This window comes from Olivibacter sp. EAT-5 (assembly GCF_044784325.1).
In the GTDB taxonomy this organism is placed as follows: Bacteria; Bacteroidota; Bacteroidia; order Sphingobacteriales; family Sphingobacteriaceae; genus Olivibacter; species Olivibacter oleidegradans.
In genome coordinates, this window is the sequence record NZ_CP173028.1 from 6,447,086 (window position 1) to 6,464,609 (window position 17,524).

Genomic DNA, 17,524 nt, shown 5'->3' on the forward strand with positions numbered 1-17,524 from the left:
ACCAAGCCTGCTTTTAGCAGAAACAAATAAGCATCCTTGCTGTTCATCATTTCTCTGAATTAACGGTTGAATAGAAATCGGCTGCGGCTTTAATATCAGGCTTTAGTCGATTGTCTTCCCACTTTACAGGCACAAGAGCGGGGCGGCAGGTTTGGGAGAATTTCTTACCCATAGCGCCGCGTGGATTAAAAAAGATGGTTGACCACCAATGGCCGCTTTTATCCTGAAACAGATTATTATGTCCTCCTTCCAAAATAGCGGGGTATCGCGGTCCGTAAGGTCCGTAAATATAATCCGATTCTGCCACGACCACATCATAGCTATGTAATTGTTCACCGGGTGTTTCCTTTCTTAAATATGTATAGCGACCATTGGAAAGCGGTACAGACCATACCGTTTGTAATAACTGGTATTTGCCATGATGCTTGGTCAACCACACGCCTTCGATATAAGGTTCTTTAGCATAAGGTGTTTCTTTAAGTTGCTTAAAAGGCTCCGCGATATCACTCAGATCATTCTTCATACGAGCGATATAATGATCATGACCGACGAGATAAACCTCACCGTCCTCATCTTCGAAGGCGCTGAGGTCAATGTTATCGAAAATAGCATGCTGTTCATTTCCTTTGATATTGCGATAAGGCCCTTCCGGTTTTCCTGAAATACTCTCTAAAACGAAAGATCCCTGATTACCATTTAAACAGGCAATGAGCAACCATTTCTTCTTGCTTTTTATATAGTGTAATTCAGGCGCCCATACGGCTCGATACATTGAATCAAGGGGATCGCCGTTTAGGGATACTGATCCCTTTTTGATGGGTTTACCAACCCTCTGCCAGGTAGCGGCATTCTCGTCGAACGACCAAATTCTACCCATTGATTCCCAGTTCTTAAGGTCTGGTGAACGCCATAAATATAGACCATCATTATAGTCCCAGCAATGCACTTGTCCGGCAAACCGCCTCCCCGGGGAGGCGGTTGTTCCGGTTAAATAATAATTCCCGTCAGGTCCGAGCATCACATAAGTATCACGCATCCATACGTCTAACAATGGTTTTACCGTTGGAGGAACTGTAAGCAATGAATCTCCCACGGGTGCGCGAGGATCACTGAAAGATTGACGCTTGCTCCGGTTTTGAGCGTGACCAATGCAATAGCTTAAACATAATATAAGGAGTATGAATTTTATCCGTTTGGTTAACATAGCCGTCTTAGTGTGTTAATAAAATCTCTAATTATACCCCTTGTTCTGTACGCAAAGTTTATTCGCTTGGATTTCGGATTGTGGAATGGGGAATAGAAGTTTATCTGGCGTTGCTAAAGTAGCTGACACCCCTCTTGCTATTGCCGACGACAAGAAGGTTCCTTGTCTGATTAAATCTTCCCTCCTTTTACCTTCAGAGATAAATTCCCAGCCTCTCTCTTTAAACAGAGCTTCTCTGAAAAGTTCTTTCGTCCCTGCTTCGGTAAGTGTTAAATCGGGCAAACCGGCTCTTTTACGTATCTGATTAATAAGTGCAAATGCTTCTTCCGAGGGCCCGGATAGCTCATTCAACGCTTCTGCACGCGATAATAAAATATCTGCGTAGCGCAATACAGGCACGTCGTTTCCGCTGTTATTTCCGATGGTGCTGTTATCCCAATATTTAAAGCTTCGGGCATTGTCGTCATTGAGTATATTTACTGTTACGTTGTTATTATTTACATAACTGGTACAGATCAACGTACGCCGCTGGTCGTTTTCCGCCATACTATTTACAAAGGCGGTCCTTAAACGGTATTGGGTTGCGAAGTTAGACATAGATGCCTGGTAAACAAACTCAGGAAGTTGAGCTGTGCTTTTAAAATTTGGCGGAAGGGCTCCGGCCATAAACCAGTTTCCGAAATCTACTTCATTACGACAAGGTAATACTAATAGCATTTCGCGGTTGTTCATTCCTTCGTTTTCTACTCGAAAAAGATCTTTAAAGGCATATTGACCGATGCTATAGTAATTAAAATCAATAATGGTTTTACAAGCATCTGCCGCTTTTTGCCATTGCTTAGTATTTAAGTAAAACTTTGCCAAAATACCGCTTGCGTTTCCTTTATTGAAGCGACCAAAGGCTTCCTCCTGTCCTGGATCCGGTAGATCGGGGATCGCTGCAAGAAATTCTAATTCGATGAAGTTTTTTATTTCTTCCTCAGTTGCTCTTGCTAAATCGCCTGTTTGTTCAGTGGAAAGGCGAAGAGGTACCGGCCCAAAGAAATTATATAAAATAGCAAAAGCCTGTGCACGCAGTGCGCGCGCTTCCGCTAGAATCAGTTTCTTACTTTCTTCCGAAGCATTTACCCCCTCTATATTTTCAATTACTCCGTTAGCGTCGCGGATACAGCGGTAATTCGGTGCCCACATATCACCTTCAAAAGTACCTAAAGTAGGCTCCCAGCTAAAATTAATTAAGTGTAATAATTGTCCGTTTTCTGCTCCGCCCGAATTGAAAGCCATATCAGTGCATACCTCCGAATCGTTAATAATAAAGCGCGAATTCTGCTGCGTTTGTTGTTGCGCATAGGCGGAAAATAAAAGTGACTTGATACCAGCTTCTGTTGTGAGCACGTTGCCTGGTGCAAATTCAGAATTCGGCGTTACATCTAATACATCGCTACAGGACGAAAGGCTTCCCAAAAGCAACAATGTAATATATTGAGTGATTTTTTTCATCTGCATAAATTTTTCTATAAAAAATATATTTACATACTTTACCAAACTAAAACTGCACATTAATCCCCGCCGTAAATGTCCTTGTAAGTGGGTATGAATTATAATCTACCCGCAGGATATCATCTCCGATTGCATTAACCGCAGGGTCTACTCCTGAATAGCTGGTAAACGTGTATAAGTTCTGTCCGTTAACAAATACCGTTGCCTTGCGAATAAATAGTTTTTCAGGTAAAGGGATCTGATAAGATAAGCGAACGGATTGTATACGTAGATAAGATGCGTCTTCTACGGTTTTATTCGTTATTTGTCTGGCACCCTGTACATCACCCGGAATAAAAGAGGGATACTCGTTACTTGGATTGGCTGCTGTCCATCGGTTAAGATATAGCTCAGCCAGTTTATTACGGCGAAAATCAACGGCATAATAAGAATCTACCAGACTACTATTGAGCATCTTAGCTCCTTTTGAGCCTTCTAAAAAAATAGATAAAGCTAGTTTTTTGTAGCGCATGTTTGCGTTAAAACCATAAAAGAAGTCTGGCAAGGATTTACCTAAGATGACGCGATCATCTGCATTGATGATTTTGTTATTATCGAAGTCCCTGTATTTCAGATCACCGGGTCTAACACCCGGTTGAGCCAACGAAAAATCGTCTCCTTCTTGCCAAACGCCATCCACGATGTAGCCATAAAACGAGCCCATTGACTCTCCCGGTTTTAATATGCTATACTGACCGATATTTCCAGGACCCGAGCCGATAAATTGTTCAACATTTCCTAAGCTCAACACCCTATTTTTTAACGTTGTGATATTAAAATTGGCATCTACCTTGAAATCCTCGTTTTCAACAATTACACCATTAATCGAAAACTCCATCCCCGTATTGCGCATACTGCCCACATTTTCTGTCCGACCAGCGAAACCTGAACTTAAAGGTTGAGGAACGTTATACAGCAGGTTCGAAGTTTTTCGGTTATAATAGTCTATGCTACCAGAAAGTTTAGAACTGAAAAAGGCAAAATCCAACCCAATGTCAATTTGATGGGCAGATTCCCATCTTAAGTACGAATTTGAGCTTCTGGTAGGGGCGATACTGGTTACTTTCTCTCCATCAAAAACGGCAACTCTGCCTGCAGCATAGGTTGAATAATAAAGATAATTTACATTAGGTTGGTTGCCGGTAGCGCCATAACTAGCTCTAAACTTCAAGTCATCTATAAGGTTCGTGTTCTTCAAAAAATCTTCTTGCTTCATTTTCCAAGCAAATGCCGCAGAAGGGAAATACCCGAAGCGATGCTCCGGACCGAACCGAGCCGAGCCGTCGGCACGTATCGATCCGGTGAACAAATATTTACCGGCATAGGAGTAGTTTATCCGCCCCAGATATGATAATAAAATATTTTCCTGTGCGCCATTGCCTACCCCATTTAGCATTGCATCCCCCGATCCGATACCGAAGTATGTCAAATCAGGTAATGCGAAGTCCCGCGAATTGGCAATTAACGAGCTGGAGGTGTATCGCTCATAGGTTGAACCTGCAACGGCTGACAAACTATGCTCACCAAAAGTTTTATTATAATTCAATGTACCCTCCACCAAATAATATGTTCGTTTTCCATCACGGGCGTCAGCATAACCATTATAGGAAGCGCCGGTAAGCGTGGAAGGATCTATCCAGAAGTTTCGTTGTGAGATATTGATATCTGCTCCAAGCCTTGCTTTTGCTGATAAGGAAGGAAGAATAAAATACTCGGCGTAGAGGTTTCCAAAAGTTCGATAGGTATCGCCTACCGAGTACTGCCCATTAATGACTGCTAGCGGGTTATCCATCGGCGCCATTAAAGGTGAACGATAGTAAGAACCGTCCGGATTATAAGGAGGGACCGTTGGATCGTAATTCTGTGCCATATAAAGGGCGCTGGCATTATCATTTAAACCTGTTCCATTTGCGTTATAATGATCCTTTATATAGGCCGTAGCGAGGTTAATGCCCACATTATACTTCGATGCCACACCCGTTTCCAGGTTAACTCGCGCGTTATACCGCTTAGTAGACGAATTTAACATCACCCCTTCTTGATCAAAATAGCCTGCCGAAATGTGAAACTTGGTAAGCTCATTTCCACCACTAAAAGACACATCATGACTTTGTATTGGTGCGTTTTTCAATAAGAGGTCCTGCCAATTGGTATTGTAAGTGCTCGCCTCTACGGGTTGGTATACGCTGCCGTTCAACTGTCCTTCTTGAATGATGCCATTAATGGCAGAGGTATATTCTTCAGCAGTCATATAGCGCTGTGTCTTAGCCACCTGCTGCTGTCCATAACTTGCATCATAAGTTACTGTAATTTTTCCCGCTTTCCCCTTTTTTGTGGTGATCAAGACAACACCGTTGGCACCACGCGAGCCGTAGATAGCTGTAGCAGAAGCATCTTTCAATATTTCTATCGAGGCGATGTCTGCCGGGTTAAGAGCGTTTAGTGGTGTACGATTATTCGGATTGTTCGTCGCTCCCCCTACACCGGCTGCGCCGATAGCGGCTGCATCATTCACGGGCATTCCATCAATCACATATAAGGGAGCGTTATTTCCGGTGATGGAAGTGATTCCACGGATTTGTACACTCATTGCTGCACCTGGCTCGCCGCTTTTCTGATAAATCTGCACACCTGACGTTCTCCCCTGTAGGGCCTGTTGCATGTTAACATTTGCACCCTTTGTTAAGTCTTCTGCCTTGACAGATGACACAGAACCGGTGAGATCACTTTTTGCCACCGCTCCGTAACCTATAACAACAATCTCGTCTAAAGCGGTACTTTCAGCTATCAGGGTTACTGACAGGTTATGTCTCCCGTTTAAGCCTAGTTCTTGTGTTTTGTAACCTACATACGTGAATTTTAAGGTTGCGTTTGTTTGGACGCCATTCAGTGCAAACCGGCCCTTTTCGTCCGTCATCGTTGCCAAAGATGCCCCTTTAACGGATACACTTACACCGGACAGTGCCTGTCCTACTTGATCAGTCACTTTTCCGTTAACGCTTGTCTGTTGAGCTGCAAGTTGATGCATATGTACTAGCATCAGGCTTATCCATAGGAAGTGCTTTAGCCTATTGGTAAGCTTTTCTATTTTTAATCGATCCATAATTATTGGTTAGGTATTATCAAAGTATTTATACTCTCGTCATTTTAGTCAGAATAAATGCCTTCCTACCCACCGATAAGGTGGGATTCCATTATATTTCACCCGATACAATGATGACTCGCTATCTAGATGGCATCATGCGTCTTAAGGTTTCGGAAAAACGCTGTACCGGTTGGCTAATTCTTCCCATTTTTTCTTCATAGCTTCCATTCTTTGAGGATAAGTAGCCGACAGGTTTTGGGTTTCTGAACGATCTTTCGCTAAGTCATAAAGTTCCCATGGCGCATTGATATCTACCCGAACAATTTTCCAATCGCCCTGTCGCAGGGCAGCAGCACCGTTGTGTTCCCAGAACAATTCGTCATGAAGATGTGCTTTCTGCTTACCGGTCCACAGAGGCAATAGGCTTTTTCCCGGTGTAGGTGTGATACGATGTCCTTCAAAGGTCTCAGGGTATATTGCCCCCGCGATATCGGTACAAGTGGACATCAAATCAATAATATGTGCGGGTTCGTCGCTGATTTTATTTTGTGCCTTTATCTTATTTGGCCAATAAGCGATAAATGGCGTGGCGATTCCTCCCTCATGTTCTTTAGATTTCCAATAACGAAAGGGTGTACAGGATACGTTTGCCCACTCTGGTCCGATGCCGAAGTGTGTTGTTTGCGGGCCAGGCATTACATCCTTGTTGACAGAAAAACTGATCTTCCTACTATCTCGCGTCGTTCCTGAGCGATCGAAACCTGGGCCAAATTTAGCGGGTTGCTCGGGGCTAGCGCCATTATCTGAAAGGAAAACAATAAGCGTATTGTCAAGCTGGCCCGATTTCTGAAGCGCATCCATCATCTTGCCAATATTTTGATCCAGACGGTCTACCATTGCCGCATGAACCGCCATTGCACGCGCATCCCAAAGACTGTCAGCGTTTTTCTCCCAGCCCCTTTCTGGTGTCATAAATCTCGAAAGCTTTACTTGATTAGGCTTAATCAGTCCCAACTTCAGCATTTTTTGATAACGTTTTTCACGAATGTAGTTCCAGCCCTTTTTATATGTATTTTCGTATTTGCGGATATCACTTTCCAATGCTTGTAGTGGCCAATGGGGCGCCGTAAAGGCGACATACATAAAAAACGGCACCTCTTTTTGTGCGAATTGCCTTATATAAGAGGCCGTACTATCCCCAATAGCATTAGTGTAATAGAAATCTTTGGGAACTGACTGAATCGGCCGCGTGCCATTCACCAAGGAAAATGGGTCGAAATAGTCTACTACGCCCCAAATATTACCATAATATTTATCAAAACCTTTATGTACAGGATATGACAAAGTATCTGAAAAGTCGCGATTAGTGATCTGATGATCGAGCCAAGCCAATTGTTCCTCTTTAGTTGGTAAGGGTTCTGTTTCAGAAACATGCCATTTACCTACCATTCCTGTTTGGTAGCCGGCTCCTTTTAATACCTGAGCGATTGTGACTACATTGGGTTGTAAAAAACCTCTGTATCCAGGTTGCCCTTGATCGCTTGTCATATTCCCGATACCAGCTGTATGTGGATATTGCCCGGTTAGTAGGGAGGCCCGTGTTGGGCAACATCGACTGGCATTATAAAAACTCGTCATTCGTAAACCGTGTGAAGCGAGTCGATCCAAATTAGGCGTCTTAATTTCTCCTCCATAACAGCCTATGTCTGAGAAACCCAAATCATCTGCCATTACAATAATGATATTAGGTTTATTTTGCGCCGAGACCCCGGCTGCATAAATTAACCAAATAAACAATAAGCATAGAATTTTTGCGTGTCGAAAAAAAGCCATAAGTGTATGATTGGTTTGCAAGAGCAATGTTAGACGAAAAACGCTATCATCAGTAGCACACATGTTAAATTTTATAGGACATTCGTTCAAAAACCGTATCTTAAACCCATTTAAAGCGATTTTCTATTTTTTTAGGAATTTCGTCGGATCTCGATAGACTAATCAATGCGTAAGCAATTCTACACCTGCGTTTTCTTTTTATTGTTGCTGATACAGGCAACGAAAGGTAGCGATATACGCTTCCGTAAAATAACCTCAAGCCAAGGTTTGTCGCACAATACGGTTTATGCTATCACCCAAGACGAACAGGGCTTTATGTGGTTCGGCACCCGAGAAGGCCTAAATCGATTCGATTGTCGTCATGTTAGAAGTTATTATATTGATGCTGCACCACCTGGAACGTCAACCAATCAGATTAATGCTTTACTGAGCCATCAAAAAAACATATATGTGGGTACCAATCACGGACTTTACCGCTACGATCTACGTCAAGATCGATTGATAGCCCACCCTTTAAATTCGGAAAGGCCCGCTGTAATTTTCATATCGGAAGAACAAAGCGTGCTTTATATAGGTACATCTAGAGGCTTATTTCAAATCAAAAACGGTAGAACGAGTCTACTGCTTAAGGGATTCGCGAGAGCCATTTGCCCTCTATCTACAAACAGATTGTTGATTGCTATCGACCGGCGTATTCTTCTTATCAATGAGGCAGGTGATATTGAGCATACCTTCACTACGAGCTCTTTTCCTCCGCTGTCATTCTCCAATTTTACCATCTTCCAAATGCATCGCGATTTGAAAAATCGTATTTGGCTGGCTACATCGCGTGGACTTTATCTTTATAACGATGAAAAGCGACAATTTACTTCACTGCCCTTTACGAATGAAGAAAACACCGAGAACAGTACCGTTCGATCAATCACAGCAGACAAAGATGAACTTTTATATATAGGCACCGAAAATGGCCTTTATATATATGATATTAAAACAGGCCGAACGGAGAATCATTCGCAATCCTTCAATAACGAGCCTAAAAAGCTAAATGATAAAGCTATCTATTCTACCTTTATCGGTAAAGAGGGTACAGTTTGGATAGGCACTTATTTTGGCGGAGTCAACTACATCCCGGTAGGAAGTGATGGTTTTCAGAGCATGCTACCAACCGATAAAAATAATGGTTTGGGAGGAAAAGCTGTCAGTCAATTAATGGAAGACAGCTTGCACCGATTATGGATTGCAACCGAAGATGGTGGTATTTCTATCTACGATCCATCTACCGCAGCTTTTAGTCGAATTAATAAAAACACCGCCCCCTTTTATCTCAATACCAACAATGTCCATGCACTCCATACAGATTCTTATGGAAATGTATGGGCTGGAACCTTTTTTGGAGGCTTGCACCGCTTTGACCTTAATAAGCGAACGACCACTATTTATGCGAAGAATCCGGCCGATCGCAACTCACTTTCCAACAATCAAGTATATGCGATATATCAGGATAGTCGCGGCATACTCTGGGTGGGTACTCAACAGGGCTTGAATCAATTTAACTATATAACAGGCAAGTTCACTTTACTTGCTCCGGAAATTTTAGGCGATAAATTCATATATGATCTCACCGAAGACAAAAATGGTGATTTATGGATCTGTACCAGACAGGATGGCATTTACCGATACAACCCGCTATCTAAAACCATGAAACACTATACTAACACGGGTAAAAATGCGCCTTTATTAAGCAATCAGCTAATCAGTGTGTATAAAGATCGTCACCAGCGTTTATGGTTCGGTACGTTAGACGGCGGCGTATGTGTTTATCATGCTGAAACAGATGCTTTTCAACATTATACCACAATTACCGGCTTGGCTAATAACAATGTCTATGGCATACTGGAGGACGATGCCGGTTTTATTTGGCTCAGTACCAACTTAGGTATTTCCAGGTGGAATCCAAACACGAAAAGATTTATAAACTATGATAATAGGCATGGCTTGAGTACGAATCAATTTAACTTTAAATCTTTCTTGCGAGGCAGCGACGGCACTTTTTATTTCGGCAGCATTAATGGCTTATGCTATTTTAATCCATTGAAGATGCAGGTAGACAGGCAATCCTATCCCCTGGTTTTTACAACCTTTCAGTTATTCAATAAGGAAGTACACCCGGATTCCGATTCTACAGTTTTGAAGCATCAGCTCGGTTACGCCCGTCAAATTAGTTTATCTTATGATCAGAATGTATTTACCATAAATTATATCACCATCAACTATGCAAACCCAACAAGCACCAACTACGCTTACTATTTAGAGGGATTTGAGGATCGATGGAATTATGTTGGTGATAAAACGAGCGCAACCTATACCAACTTGTCACCAGGCCGCTATACACTGCATGTCAAAACCCTAGATGACGCAGGCGGTTTTACCGGCCAGCAACAAAGTATTAGTATCCATGTGGCTCCTCCTTTTTACCGCACCAACCTGGCCTACCTCTTTTATGCATTTCTCTTATGCCTATGTATTTATATATATACCCGTTTTGTACGCTTTATTCATGAAAAGCGTTTGGAGATTCAACTCGCGCATATGGAGAAGGATAAAACAAAAGCACTTACACAACATCGGATTAACTTCTTCACTTTTATATCCCATGAATTTAAAACGCCCTTAACACTTATTCTTGCATCCATCGACAAATTTATAAATGAGAAGAATATCGATCTCAAGCAACATGTGGAGCTATCACATATCAAAAAGAATGCATCCAAATTATTTAAGCTCATTCACCAGCTAGCGGAATTCAGAAAGGTAGAGGGAGACGACCTGTCTGTGCATTTTAATCGATTGGATATGACCGCTTTTGTACGGCAAATCGTTAACGCTTTTGAGCCCTTGGCAAAGGAAAAAGATATTGCTATTTCTTTTGAGACGGAGATAGACGGACTTAATGTTTTTTTTGATAGCGATAAACTGGAAAAAATAATATCGAACATCTTGTCAAATGCTTTGAAACACACCCAAGCGGGTAGTGTTTCGGTATCTATGCGAACAACTCTTCAAGACGGACAGAATAGAGCAGATTTTGTCATCAGTGATACCGGAACAGGCATGTCTACGACCGATTTGAAACACCTATTTGACCCTTTTTATCGCTCGCCCTCCCAGACTGACATCTCAGGTTCGGGAATCGGTATGGCCTTAGTGCACCACTTGGTTAAAAGCCTTGAAGGCAGCATTGAAGCTTCCAGCACACTTGGCAACGGTACGACGATTTTTTTCAGTCTTCCAGTATACGAACAATTAACTGAACAACAAAGCGAACAACAAAATCCATCGGAAACTGACGTCAATATGGATGTCATCTCCCCGCCTATTGAAAAAAAAGAGCAACGACTAGACCGGCATTATACGCTACTTTTAGTAGAAGATAATAAAGAATTATTGAAATTTCTGGCACAACATTTTCAGAAGACGTACTCGGTAATAACTGCCTCAAACGGAGATATAGCATGGAAAAAGATCTGTAAAACATCTCCTGACATTATTATCAGTGATGTTAAGATGCCTAAAACCACTGGGCTGGACCTATGTTTAAGGATAAAACAAAATAAACAGTTTGATCATATTCCGTTTATCCTTTTGTCTGACAATCAGGATGAACAGATCAGGGTAAACGGATTGGATGTAGGTGCCGATGCCTATATCGGCAAACCGTTTAACTTAAATGAACTGGAGTTGGTAGTAGCCAATATGGTCAAATCAAGAATTAGTTTACGGGAACATGTAATAGGACTAGGTGCTTTTATTGATAACCCTGTTGTTGGCAATAACCGGGATCAGGACTTTCTTACCAAATTAAGTAGCGCTTTGGAGCGGCATTATAAAAACCCAGACCTATCCGTAGAAGATTTAGCGAATGAACTGAATACAAGCCGAACCTCTTTACATCTCAATCTTAAGCGTATTCTACAAAAAAACGCCACAGAATTACTGAATGAATATCGCCTAAAAAAAGCATTGATGATGTTGGAAAAGGATGTCCCCGTTAACGAGATCTCTTACCATTGCGGCTATCGCGAACCGAATTACTTTAGTAGGGTCTTTAAAAAGCACTATCAGCTTTCTCCTCAGAAATACAAAGAGGTGCATTTTGATAAAAGTAAAGATTAGTGATATAGTAACATTTGCTTATAATGCTATACAATATTTTTGGCCTTGTAAGAACCGATTTATACTCTGATTTCGTTAAATGATGTTAAGCCTTTCGACTACAAGCTTCTTTATTGCTAATTTAGAGCCTATGACTAGTTATCGGTCCTTTCTAATTCTTATAATTCTATCTTTGACGGCAGGTGGTCTGTATGGTCAGATGCAAAAAATAAGTGGTACGATTGTGATAAATGGGGTCAAGAGCAGTGGTTATCAGATAAAAGTAACAGAAGCGGATATAAGGAACATGAAGAAAAAGATTTCTACTAGACCTGATAATCTGGGCAATTTTTATATCGATGCCCAGATTGGCGACTCGTTGGAAGTATACCTCCGAGGCTTTTCCAAAAAGTATGTCATAATAAGTAGTCATGATCATATGACCGTGTATTTAGACAATACTATTCTTTTGGAAGAAGTTGATATAAACGCAGCTATTAACAATAAAACCTTTTTGAAAAAGACTGCAGTTGATTACAACAAACAAAACAGCATTTACTTCGGCGGAAAACCGCCGATAACGTTGCTATCACCTTTTGGAGGGAGTCCAATAACTTTTTTTCGTGAGCTCCTCGGTAAGGACGGCGAAAAAGTGAGGAGATTCAATAAATATATTAACCAACAGATTGAACTTGAGGAAGTTGATGCTAAATTCAATACACAGACGATCAAGCAGGTAGTCGCCATTAACGATTACGAAATCAACGCATTTAAAGCTGCGTACAGACCAACTATAGAGGACATTAAAAAATGGACGAATTACGAACTGTACGATTACATCAAACAGTCGTATGAGGACTTTAAGAAAAGTAAATAATTTAACATTAATCTAACTGATTTTTTTGATTTATAGAAAAGCAAATAAGCGTTGTAAAGAAGATATCTCCTATGTAATTGCAAGAGATATCTTCTTTTAGGGGCCTATTTTAATAGGGTTTACAATCGTAACAAGTCACTTTCGAAAACGGATCTTATTCACTCCACAATAGGAACATTTAAGACATCACTGCCTTCCACTTTCTAACGTCAAGCACTAAAAAGAAATTAGCTACAACTACAAAACTGAGCAAACCGACTTGTGAGATATTATCTGATTCTTTGTAGATTGTTTCTCCTAAATGAAACACATTTAAAAGGAGTAGCATAATCGCCCAGGTAAAAAGGAACAATATGAAACCTTTCTTTTTAATATAGAGTGTTAATAAGGCTAACAACATACTGAACACTTCAAGTACAAATCGCATCAGGTGCATACTTACCGGAACTTTACCCGTAGCGCCAGGTATTTTTATGTCCATACCAAATACGGCCTGGCTAAAGTGGTAACTGCTGTGAAACAGATAACAAAGTGCGATCATAAGCCAGATAAAGGCGATTCTATGCTGGATGTTCATAATTTCCATTTTTTAAAATTTTAACCCGGCGCCCACAATGAAGTTACGCGGTGCTTGTGAATTGAATGTGGAATAACCTGTCCAATATTTCTCATTTCCAATATTGTTGGCTGAGAAGGTAATTCTAAATTTCTTTAGGTCGTAAAATATGGATGAATTGATAACAATGTAAGCGGGTGCATAGATTTTTCCAGCTGCAACTGAATTGACCAAGTAGTTTTTACTGGCGTAGTTACCACCAAAGCTAATGCCCAACCCTTCTGCTAACCCGAAAGGAATACGGTAACTTATATATAGATTACTTAAGTGGGTGGGGCCTGAAGTTTCGGGTCGCAGACCGTTTAAGCCGCCACTGGCACCATCTGCATCAATTTTTTCATATTTACTGTCGTTATAGGCATAACCGGCGATAATATTAAGTCCGTTAATTGGATTGGCTACAATCTCGGCTTCAAAACCCTTACTTAATTGGGTGCCATCCTGAATGTTTTGATTTGGTATTTGCGCGTAGGGGCGAACGATATCCTTCACTTTGATATTGTAATAACTAAAAGTACCCGATAATTTTCCACCAAATGCGTCCAGTTTTACGCCACCCTCTAGCTGATTGGCCTCTTCCGGCTTAAAGCTTTTACCTTCATAGTCAACGCCCGTTTTATTTGTAAAACCGTTCTGGTAATTACCGAATACCGATACTTGATCTTTTACAACCTGATAAATCAAACCGAACTTTGGCGAGAATGCCGTTTGAGCGTAACTATCAGAAGTGATATCGGTGGTCGCATTATAAATGCCCCTATTAAAGAAACGGTCAATCCTGATTCCTGCTAATGCAATCAGTTTGTCCGTAATATTGAGTGCATCAAACATAAAGGCACTGTAGGTATTGGTGTTTGAATTTGGTTCGTAGTTTAATAAAGGTTTAGTTCCGTATAAGGTTGAAACTTTATCCTCGTTAAAGTCGTTGTAGTTTGGTGCCGGTCCTGTAGCAGGCACGAGATCAAAGAAATCAGGTGTCTGTTGACCGCCGAATACATTGATAAAACGCTCATAAGAAATATTACTCTTATACTTAAAATAATCCAGTCCCACAGTCAGCCTATTTCTCATCCCCCCTATTTTGAAATCACCTTGCAACAAAGGCTGTATTTCTATTGCATGATCGCTTCCATTCGGCGACCACACCATTCGTGCCAGGTTGTCCGCTCCAGGAGTAGCGATCCCCAACAAAGCGTTAGGAACGAGCATTAAATAAGGTGTTCGACCTTCCGAAGAGCTGTTGGTTACCGATACATTGGTTTGTAATTTCCAGTCCTTATTTATTTGATAGTTCATCGCACCGAATAAATTGATATTTTCGGATTTGTTATATAAACTATTATTGAGAAATGCTTTGTCATAATCGATGTTAATCTCATCGATCCGGTCCGTACCTAAGTTATCCACGGTATTGCCATAGAAAAAAACGCCCATAAAGTCGTTGGCTTTCCCTGAAAAGATTTCTGCGTCTAAATTAAAGTTCAGCTTATCGTTTACCTTATAACTTAAACTAGGAGCGAAAGCAAAGCTTTTACTAAAGCCTGCATCACGGAAAGAATGTTGTGTTGTATAAGCTGAATTTACCCTAACCAATACAGATTTATCGGCATTCAAGGGGGTATTGACATCTGCGGATATTCTATTGAGCCCGAAGCTTCCTGTACTGTAATCTATCCTGCCTCCCAAACTATCATACGGTGTTTTCATGACTCTGTTAATCAATCCGCCATAAGAAGTAATTGTATTACCAAATAAGGTGGCTGATGGGCCTTTGATGACTTCGATGCGTTCGATATTCACCGCATCAATGCTTGAAGCAACATTTCCCGATATGCCATTGCGAGCTTTTATATTCGTTATGAATCCTCGTTGGCTAAAAATTGGACCTCCAATTCCGGCTCGCCCTACTGCATCCCACATTTTATGGACGCCAGGAGCATTTTTTAGGGCGTCCTCCACCCTAAATAGTTGTTGTTCGGCAAGTAAATCACCTGAAATAATGGAAATATTCTGTGGATTTTCCAGATTTCGCAGCGGCATTTTTGCTGACGCATCTGTCTTTTTAACAGCAAACTTATTGGTATGACCTGCTTTTATATTAACCTCCTGTAGTTGTGCTGAATTATAAGTAATATTAAAGTTGGCGGTAACGGTCTCTCCCAGCTTCACCGCAACGGATTGTGTTTCACTATTTGCTCCAACTGCGGTGGCTTTCAGGATATAATTTCCCGGTTTTACATTACTGATTTTATATTCTCCCCCGGTATTGGTTACGGCCCCTTGGCCAGTACCAGTTAATACAACAGATACATACGGTGCCGGATTTCCGTCTGATGTTAAAACTGTTCCGCGAACAACGCCGTTTTGCTGCGCAAAGACAGCCAGACTTGTCAGTATAAGGGTTACGAATAACTGAACGTGTAGTGTTATTTTCATTACTGTTTATTTAGATTAATTCCAAATACAAAAGAATAGATTAATTTTGATTCCCACAAATTATTTTGACACCGTTTCTTTACGCTTTACGATGGATTGCATTAGGAAAACTTAACCGATCTGAATTCACGCCTTGCACTGATACGGTACAGCTAAAAGGCATCGAGGATGTGAAGGTTTAAAAGGCTGTACAGAAAGGCGGTATTGACACCAAATACCTTGGTACTTAACTAAGGCAGTTTCTACACTACCGGAACAAGAAGGTAAGCGAAGAGATCACACTGAGGCTTTTAATTTGTTAGACTAATAGGTAAAAATGTAAAAAGGCTTGTGTTCAACAAGCCTTTTTACATTTTCTTCAAATAAGATAAATCGTTCTATCTTATAAGGTGGCAGATTTCTCATTTCTGCTCCGCTCTGGGTACGGAGTTCTGTTTTTCTTTCATCTTCTTATCTAATATCCCCCTGACTTTCTCACTTTGTTGATAGGCTTGTGCAATCTGCAAATAGGTCTCGACCTTTAAGCCTTCTTCTTCGACCGCCTTGGTCATCTTTCCTTCCAACCCCTGCTGCATGCCATTTATTTGTTCTGCCGCCTTTTGGAATACGGCCAGATCTTTCGGATCTTGCTTCGCAGCGGTGCTGTCCTGCTTTTGTTGCGCTTCTGCCATGGCATTGAATTTATCTACCGACATTCCTTCCTTCTCTATAATTTTCACCATCTCGCCTTGTGCTTCTGTCTGAATCGCGGTTATCTTTTGATTGGCATTGAGGAAACGATCCAACTCCTGCTCATTAAAATCTTCTTTTACCTGTGGTGTTTGCGTTTGGACGGGTGCTTGACCATATACGACTGAACTGCTCAAAACAATTAATAGCAATGCAAATGCACCCAAAGCTGTATTATACCTTCTTCTAATTCTGTTAAATGCTTTCATTTTTTCCTATTTTAATAGATGTACTTATTATTATAACGTAATGACATGATATTATTGCCCATTGGCTTAATTAAGATTGCCCAACCCGTTAAGATTTATGAACAATGATCTGGTTATTCTTTTAAAAGCGCTAATTTAAAAGGATGTTTCATTGCTCAATTTGATTGATATTTTCTTTATCTTTATTACAGGGCTATAAATGGCACATCGTAACTTCACACCCAAGAAATAAAAATGGACAAATCAAATGGTTATGAAAAAGTCGCAAAGACCTTTAGTGAAGTTCGTGGGCAAATTGTTGACGGAATCGGTGCATCTTCCGTCAGCATGTGGGCGCAAACACTTCCAAAAGGTTCAGTTATATTAGATCTCGGTTGTGGAACAGGCATTCCGATTACGAAAGTTTTGATAGATGAAGGCATGTCGGTTTACGGAGTGGACGCATCACCTACATTAGCTCAAGCTTTTCGGAAAAACTTCCCGCACTGCCCTATTGCCTGCGAACAGGTAGAAGATTCATTATTCTTTAACCGTAGTTTCGATGCCATTATCGCATGGGGGTTATTATTTTTATTATCCAAGGATAACCAAGCCATGGTGATACGGAAGATGGCCGAAGTATTGCGGATTGGCGGTAAATTGTTATTCACGGCCCCATCTTCAATAAGTGAATGGACGGATATCCTTACCGGACAACAATCAAGATCGCTTGGCACGAAAAAATACAAAGAAATACTATCGGCTGTTGGATTGTCCTTGATAGAAGAATTTGAAGACGATGGTGAAAATCATTACTATCATGCTGTCAAAGTCCGATAAGGTCAATTGCTTTATATTTAAAGAT

The 17,524-nt window shown here is 41.0% G+C and carries 10 protein-coding genes; 3 read left to right on the forward strand and 7 right to left on the reverse strand.

The genetic code is table 11. From position 1 onward, the window contains the following. Nucleotides 1-46: 46 nt before the first annotated feature. From ACH11B_RS27285 to ACH11B_RS27300, 4 genes are all read right to left on the reverse strand, one after another. Nucleotides 47-1,204, reverse strand: coding sequence for a family 43 glycosylhydrolase (locus ACH11B_RS27285; protein WP_377611439.1), 1,158 nt, complete (start codon nucleotides 1,202-1,204; stop codon nucleotides 47-49). 27 nt (nucleotides 1,205-1,231) lie between these two features. Beyond that, nucleotides 1,232-2,704 (reverse strand): RagB/SusD family nutrient uptake outer membrane protein, encoded by a 1,473-nt coding sequence (locus tag ACH11B_RS27290; RefSeq protein WP_377611441.1) that lies wholly within the window; start codon nucleotides 2,702-2,704, stop codon nucleotides 1,232-1,234. A gap of 46 nt (nucleotides 2,705-2,750) precedes the next feature. Beyond that, nucleotides 2,751-5,846, reverse strand: a complete 3,096-nt coding sequence (locus tag ACH11B_RS27295; protein ID WP_377611443.1) for a SusC/RagA family TonB-linked outer membrane protein — start codon at nucleotides 5,844-5,846, stop codon at nucleotides 2,751-2,753. A gap of 144 nt (nucleotides 5,847-5,990) precedes the next feature. After that, nucleotides 5,991-7,661 carry an arylsulfatase gene (locus ACH11B_RS27300; RefSeq protein WP_246860323.1) on the reverse strand — a complete coding sequence of 557 codons (1,671 nt, stop codon included), beginning with the start codon at nucleotides 7,659-7,661 and terminating at the stop codon, nucleotides 5,991-5,993. Between the two features lie 165 nt (nucleotides 7,662-7,826). Between ACH11B_RS27300 and ACH11B_RS27305 the strand changes: the two genes are divergently transcribed. Next, a complete protein-coding gene (locus ACH11B_RS27305; protein WP_149106219.1) occupies nucleotides 7,827-11,834 on the forward strand; it encodes a two-component regulator propeller domain-containing protein in 4,008 nt (1,335 codons plus the stop codon). A 130-nt stretch (nucleotides 11,835-11,964) separates the two neighbouring features. After that, nucleotides 11,965-12,690: a hypothetical protein gene (locus ACH11B_RS27310; RefSeq protein ID WP_377611445.1), complete on the forward strand. Its 726-nt coding sequence runs from the start codon at nucleotides 11,965-11,967 to the stop codon at nucleotides 12,688-12,690. 178 nt (nucleotides 12,691-12,868) lie between these two features. On the opposite strand, the gene ACH11B_RS27315 is transcribed toward ACH11B_RS27310, so the two are convergent. From ACH11B_RS27315 to ACH11B_RS27325, 3 genes are all read right to left on the reverse strand, one after another. Further along, complete coding sequence (locus ACH11B_RS27315; protein WP_149106220.1) at nucleotides 12,869-13,267, reverse strand: hypothetical protein; 399 nt, start codon at nucleotides 13,265-13,267, stop codon at nucleotides 12,869-12,871. A gap of 12 nt (nucleotides 13,268-13,279) precedes the next feature. Further along, on the reverse strand, nucleotides 13,280-15,742 hold the full coding sequence (locus ACH11B_RS27320) for a TonB-dependent receptor (protein WP_289552273.1): 2,463 nt from the start codon (nucleotides 15,740-15,742) through the stop codon (nucleotides 13,280-13,282). 401 nt (nucleotides 15,743-16,143) lie between these two features. Beyond that, a complete protein-coding gene (locus ACH11B_RS27325; protein ID WP_013668259.1) occupies nucleotides 16,144-16,680 on the reverse strand; it encodes a DUF4168 domain-containing protein in 537 nt (178 codons plus the stop codon). 234 nt (nucleotides 16,681-16,914) lie between these two features. On the opposite strand from ACH11B_RS27325, the gene ACH11B_RS27330 reads away from it, so the two are divergent. Further along, on the forward strand, nucleotides 16,915-17,499 hold the full coding sequence (locus ACH11B_RS27330; protein WP_377611448.1) for a class I SAM-dependent methyltransferase: 585 nt from the start codon (nucleotides 16,915-16,917) through the stop codon (nucleotides 17,497-17,499). Nucleotides 17,500-17,524 lie beyond the last annotated feature (25 nt).

Excerpts from the sequence above, each read along its gene's own strand:
- ACH11B_RS27285 (WP_377611439.1), bottom strand. The coding sequence starts at position 1,204 with ATGTTAACCAAACGGATAAAATTCATACTCCTTATATTATGTTTAAGC.
- ACH11B_RS27290 (WP_377611441.1), bottom strand. The coding sequence starts at position 2,704 with ATGAAAAAAATCACTCAATATATTACATTGTTGCTTTTGGGAAGCCTT.
- ACH11B_RS27295 (WP_377611443.1), bottom strand. The coding sequence starts at position 5,846 with ATGGATCGATTAAAAATAGAAAAGCTTACCAATAGGCTAAAGCACTTC.
- ACH11B_RS27300 (WP_246860323.1), bottom strand. The coding sequence starts at position 7,661 with ATGGCTTTTTTTCGACACGCAAAAATTCTATGCTTATTGTTTATTTGG.
- ACH11B_RS27305 (WP_149106219.1), top strand. The coding sequence starts at position 7,827 with ATGCGTAAGCAATTCTACACCTGCGTTTTCTTTTTATTGTTGCTGATA.
- ACH11B_RS27310 (WP_377611445.1), top strand. The coding sequence starts at position 11,965 with ATGACTAGTTATCGGTCCTTTCTAATTCTTATAATTCTATCTTTGACG.
- ACH11B_RS27315 (WP_149106220.1), bottom strand. The coding sequence starts at position 13,267 with ATGAACATCCAGCATAGAATCGCCTTTATCTGGCTTATGATCGCACTT.
- ACH11B_RS27320 (WP_289552273.1), bottom strand. The coding sequence starts at position 15,742 with ATGAAAATAACACTACACGTTCAGTTATTCGTAACCCTTATACTGACA.
- ACH11B_RS27325 (WP_013668259.1), bottom strand. The coding sequence starts at position 16,680 with ATGAAAGCATTTAACAGAATTAGAAGAAGGTATAATACAGCTTTGGGT.
- ACH11B_RS27330 (WP_377611448.1), top strand. The coding sequence starts at position 16,915 with ATGGACAAATCAAATGGTTATGAAAAAGTCGCAAAGACCTTTAGTGAA.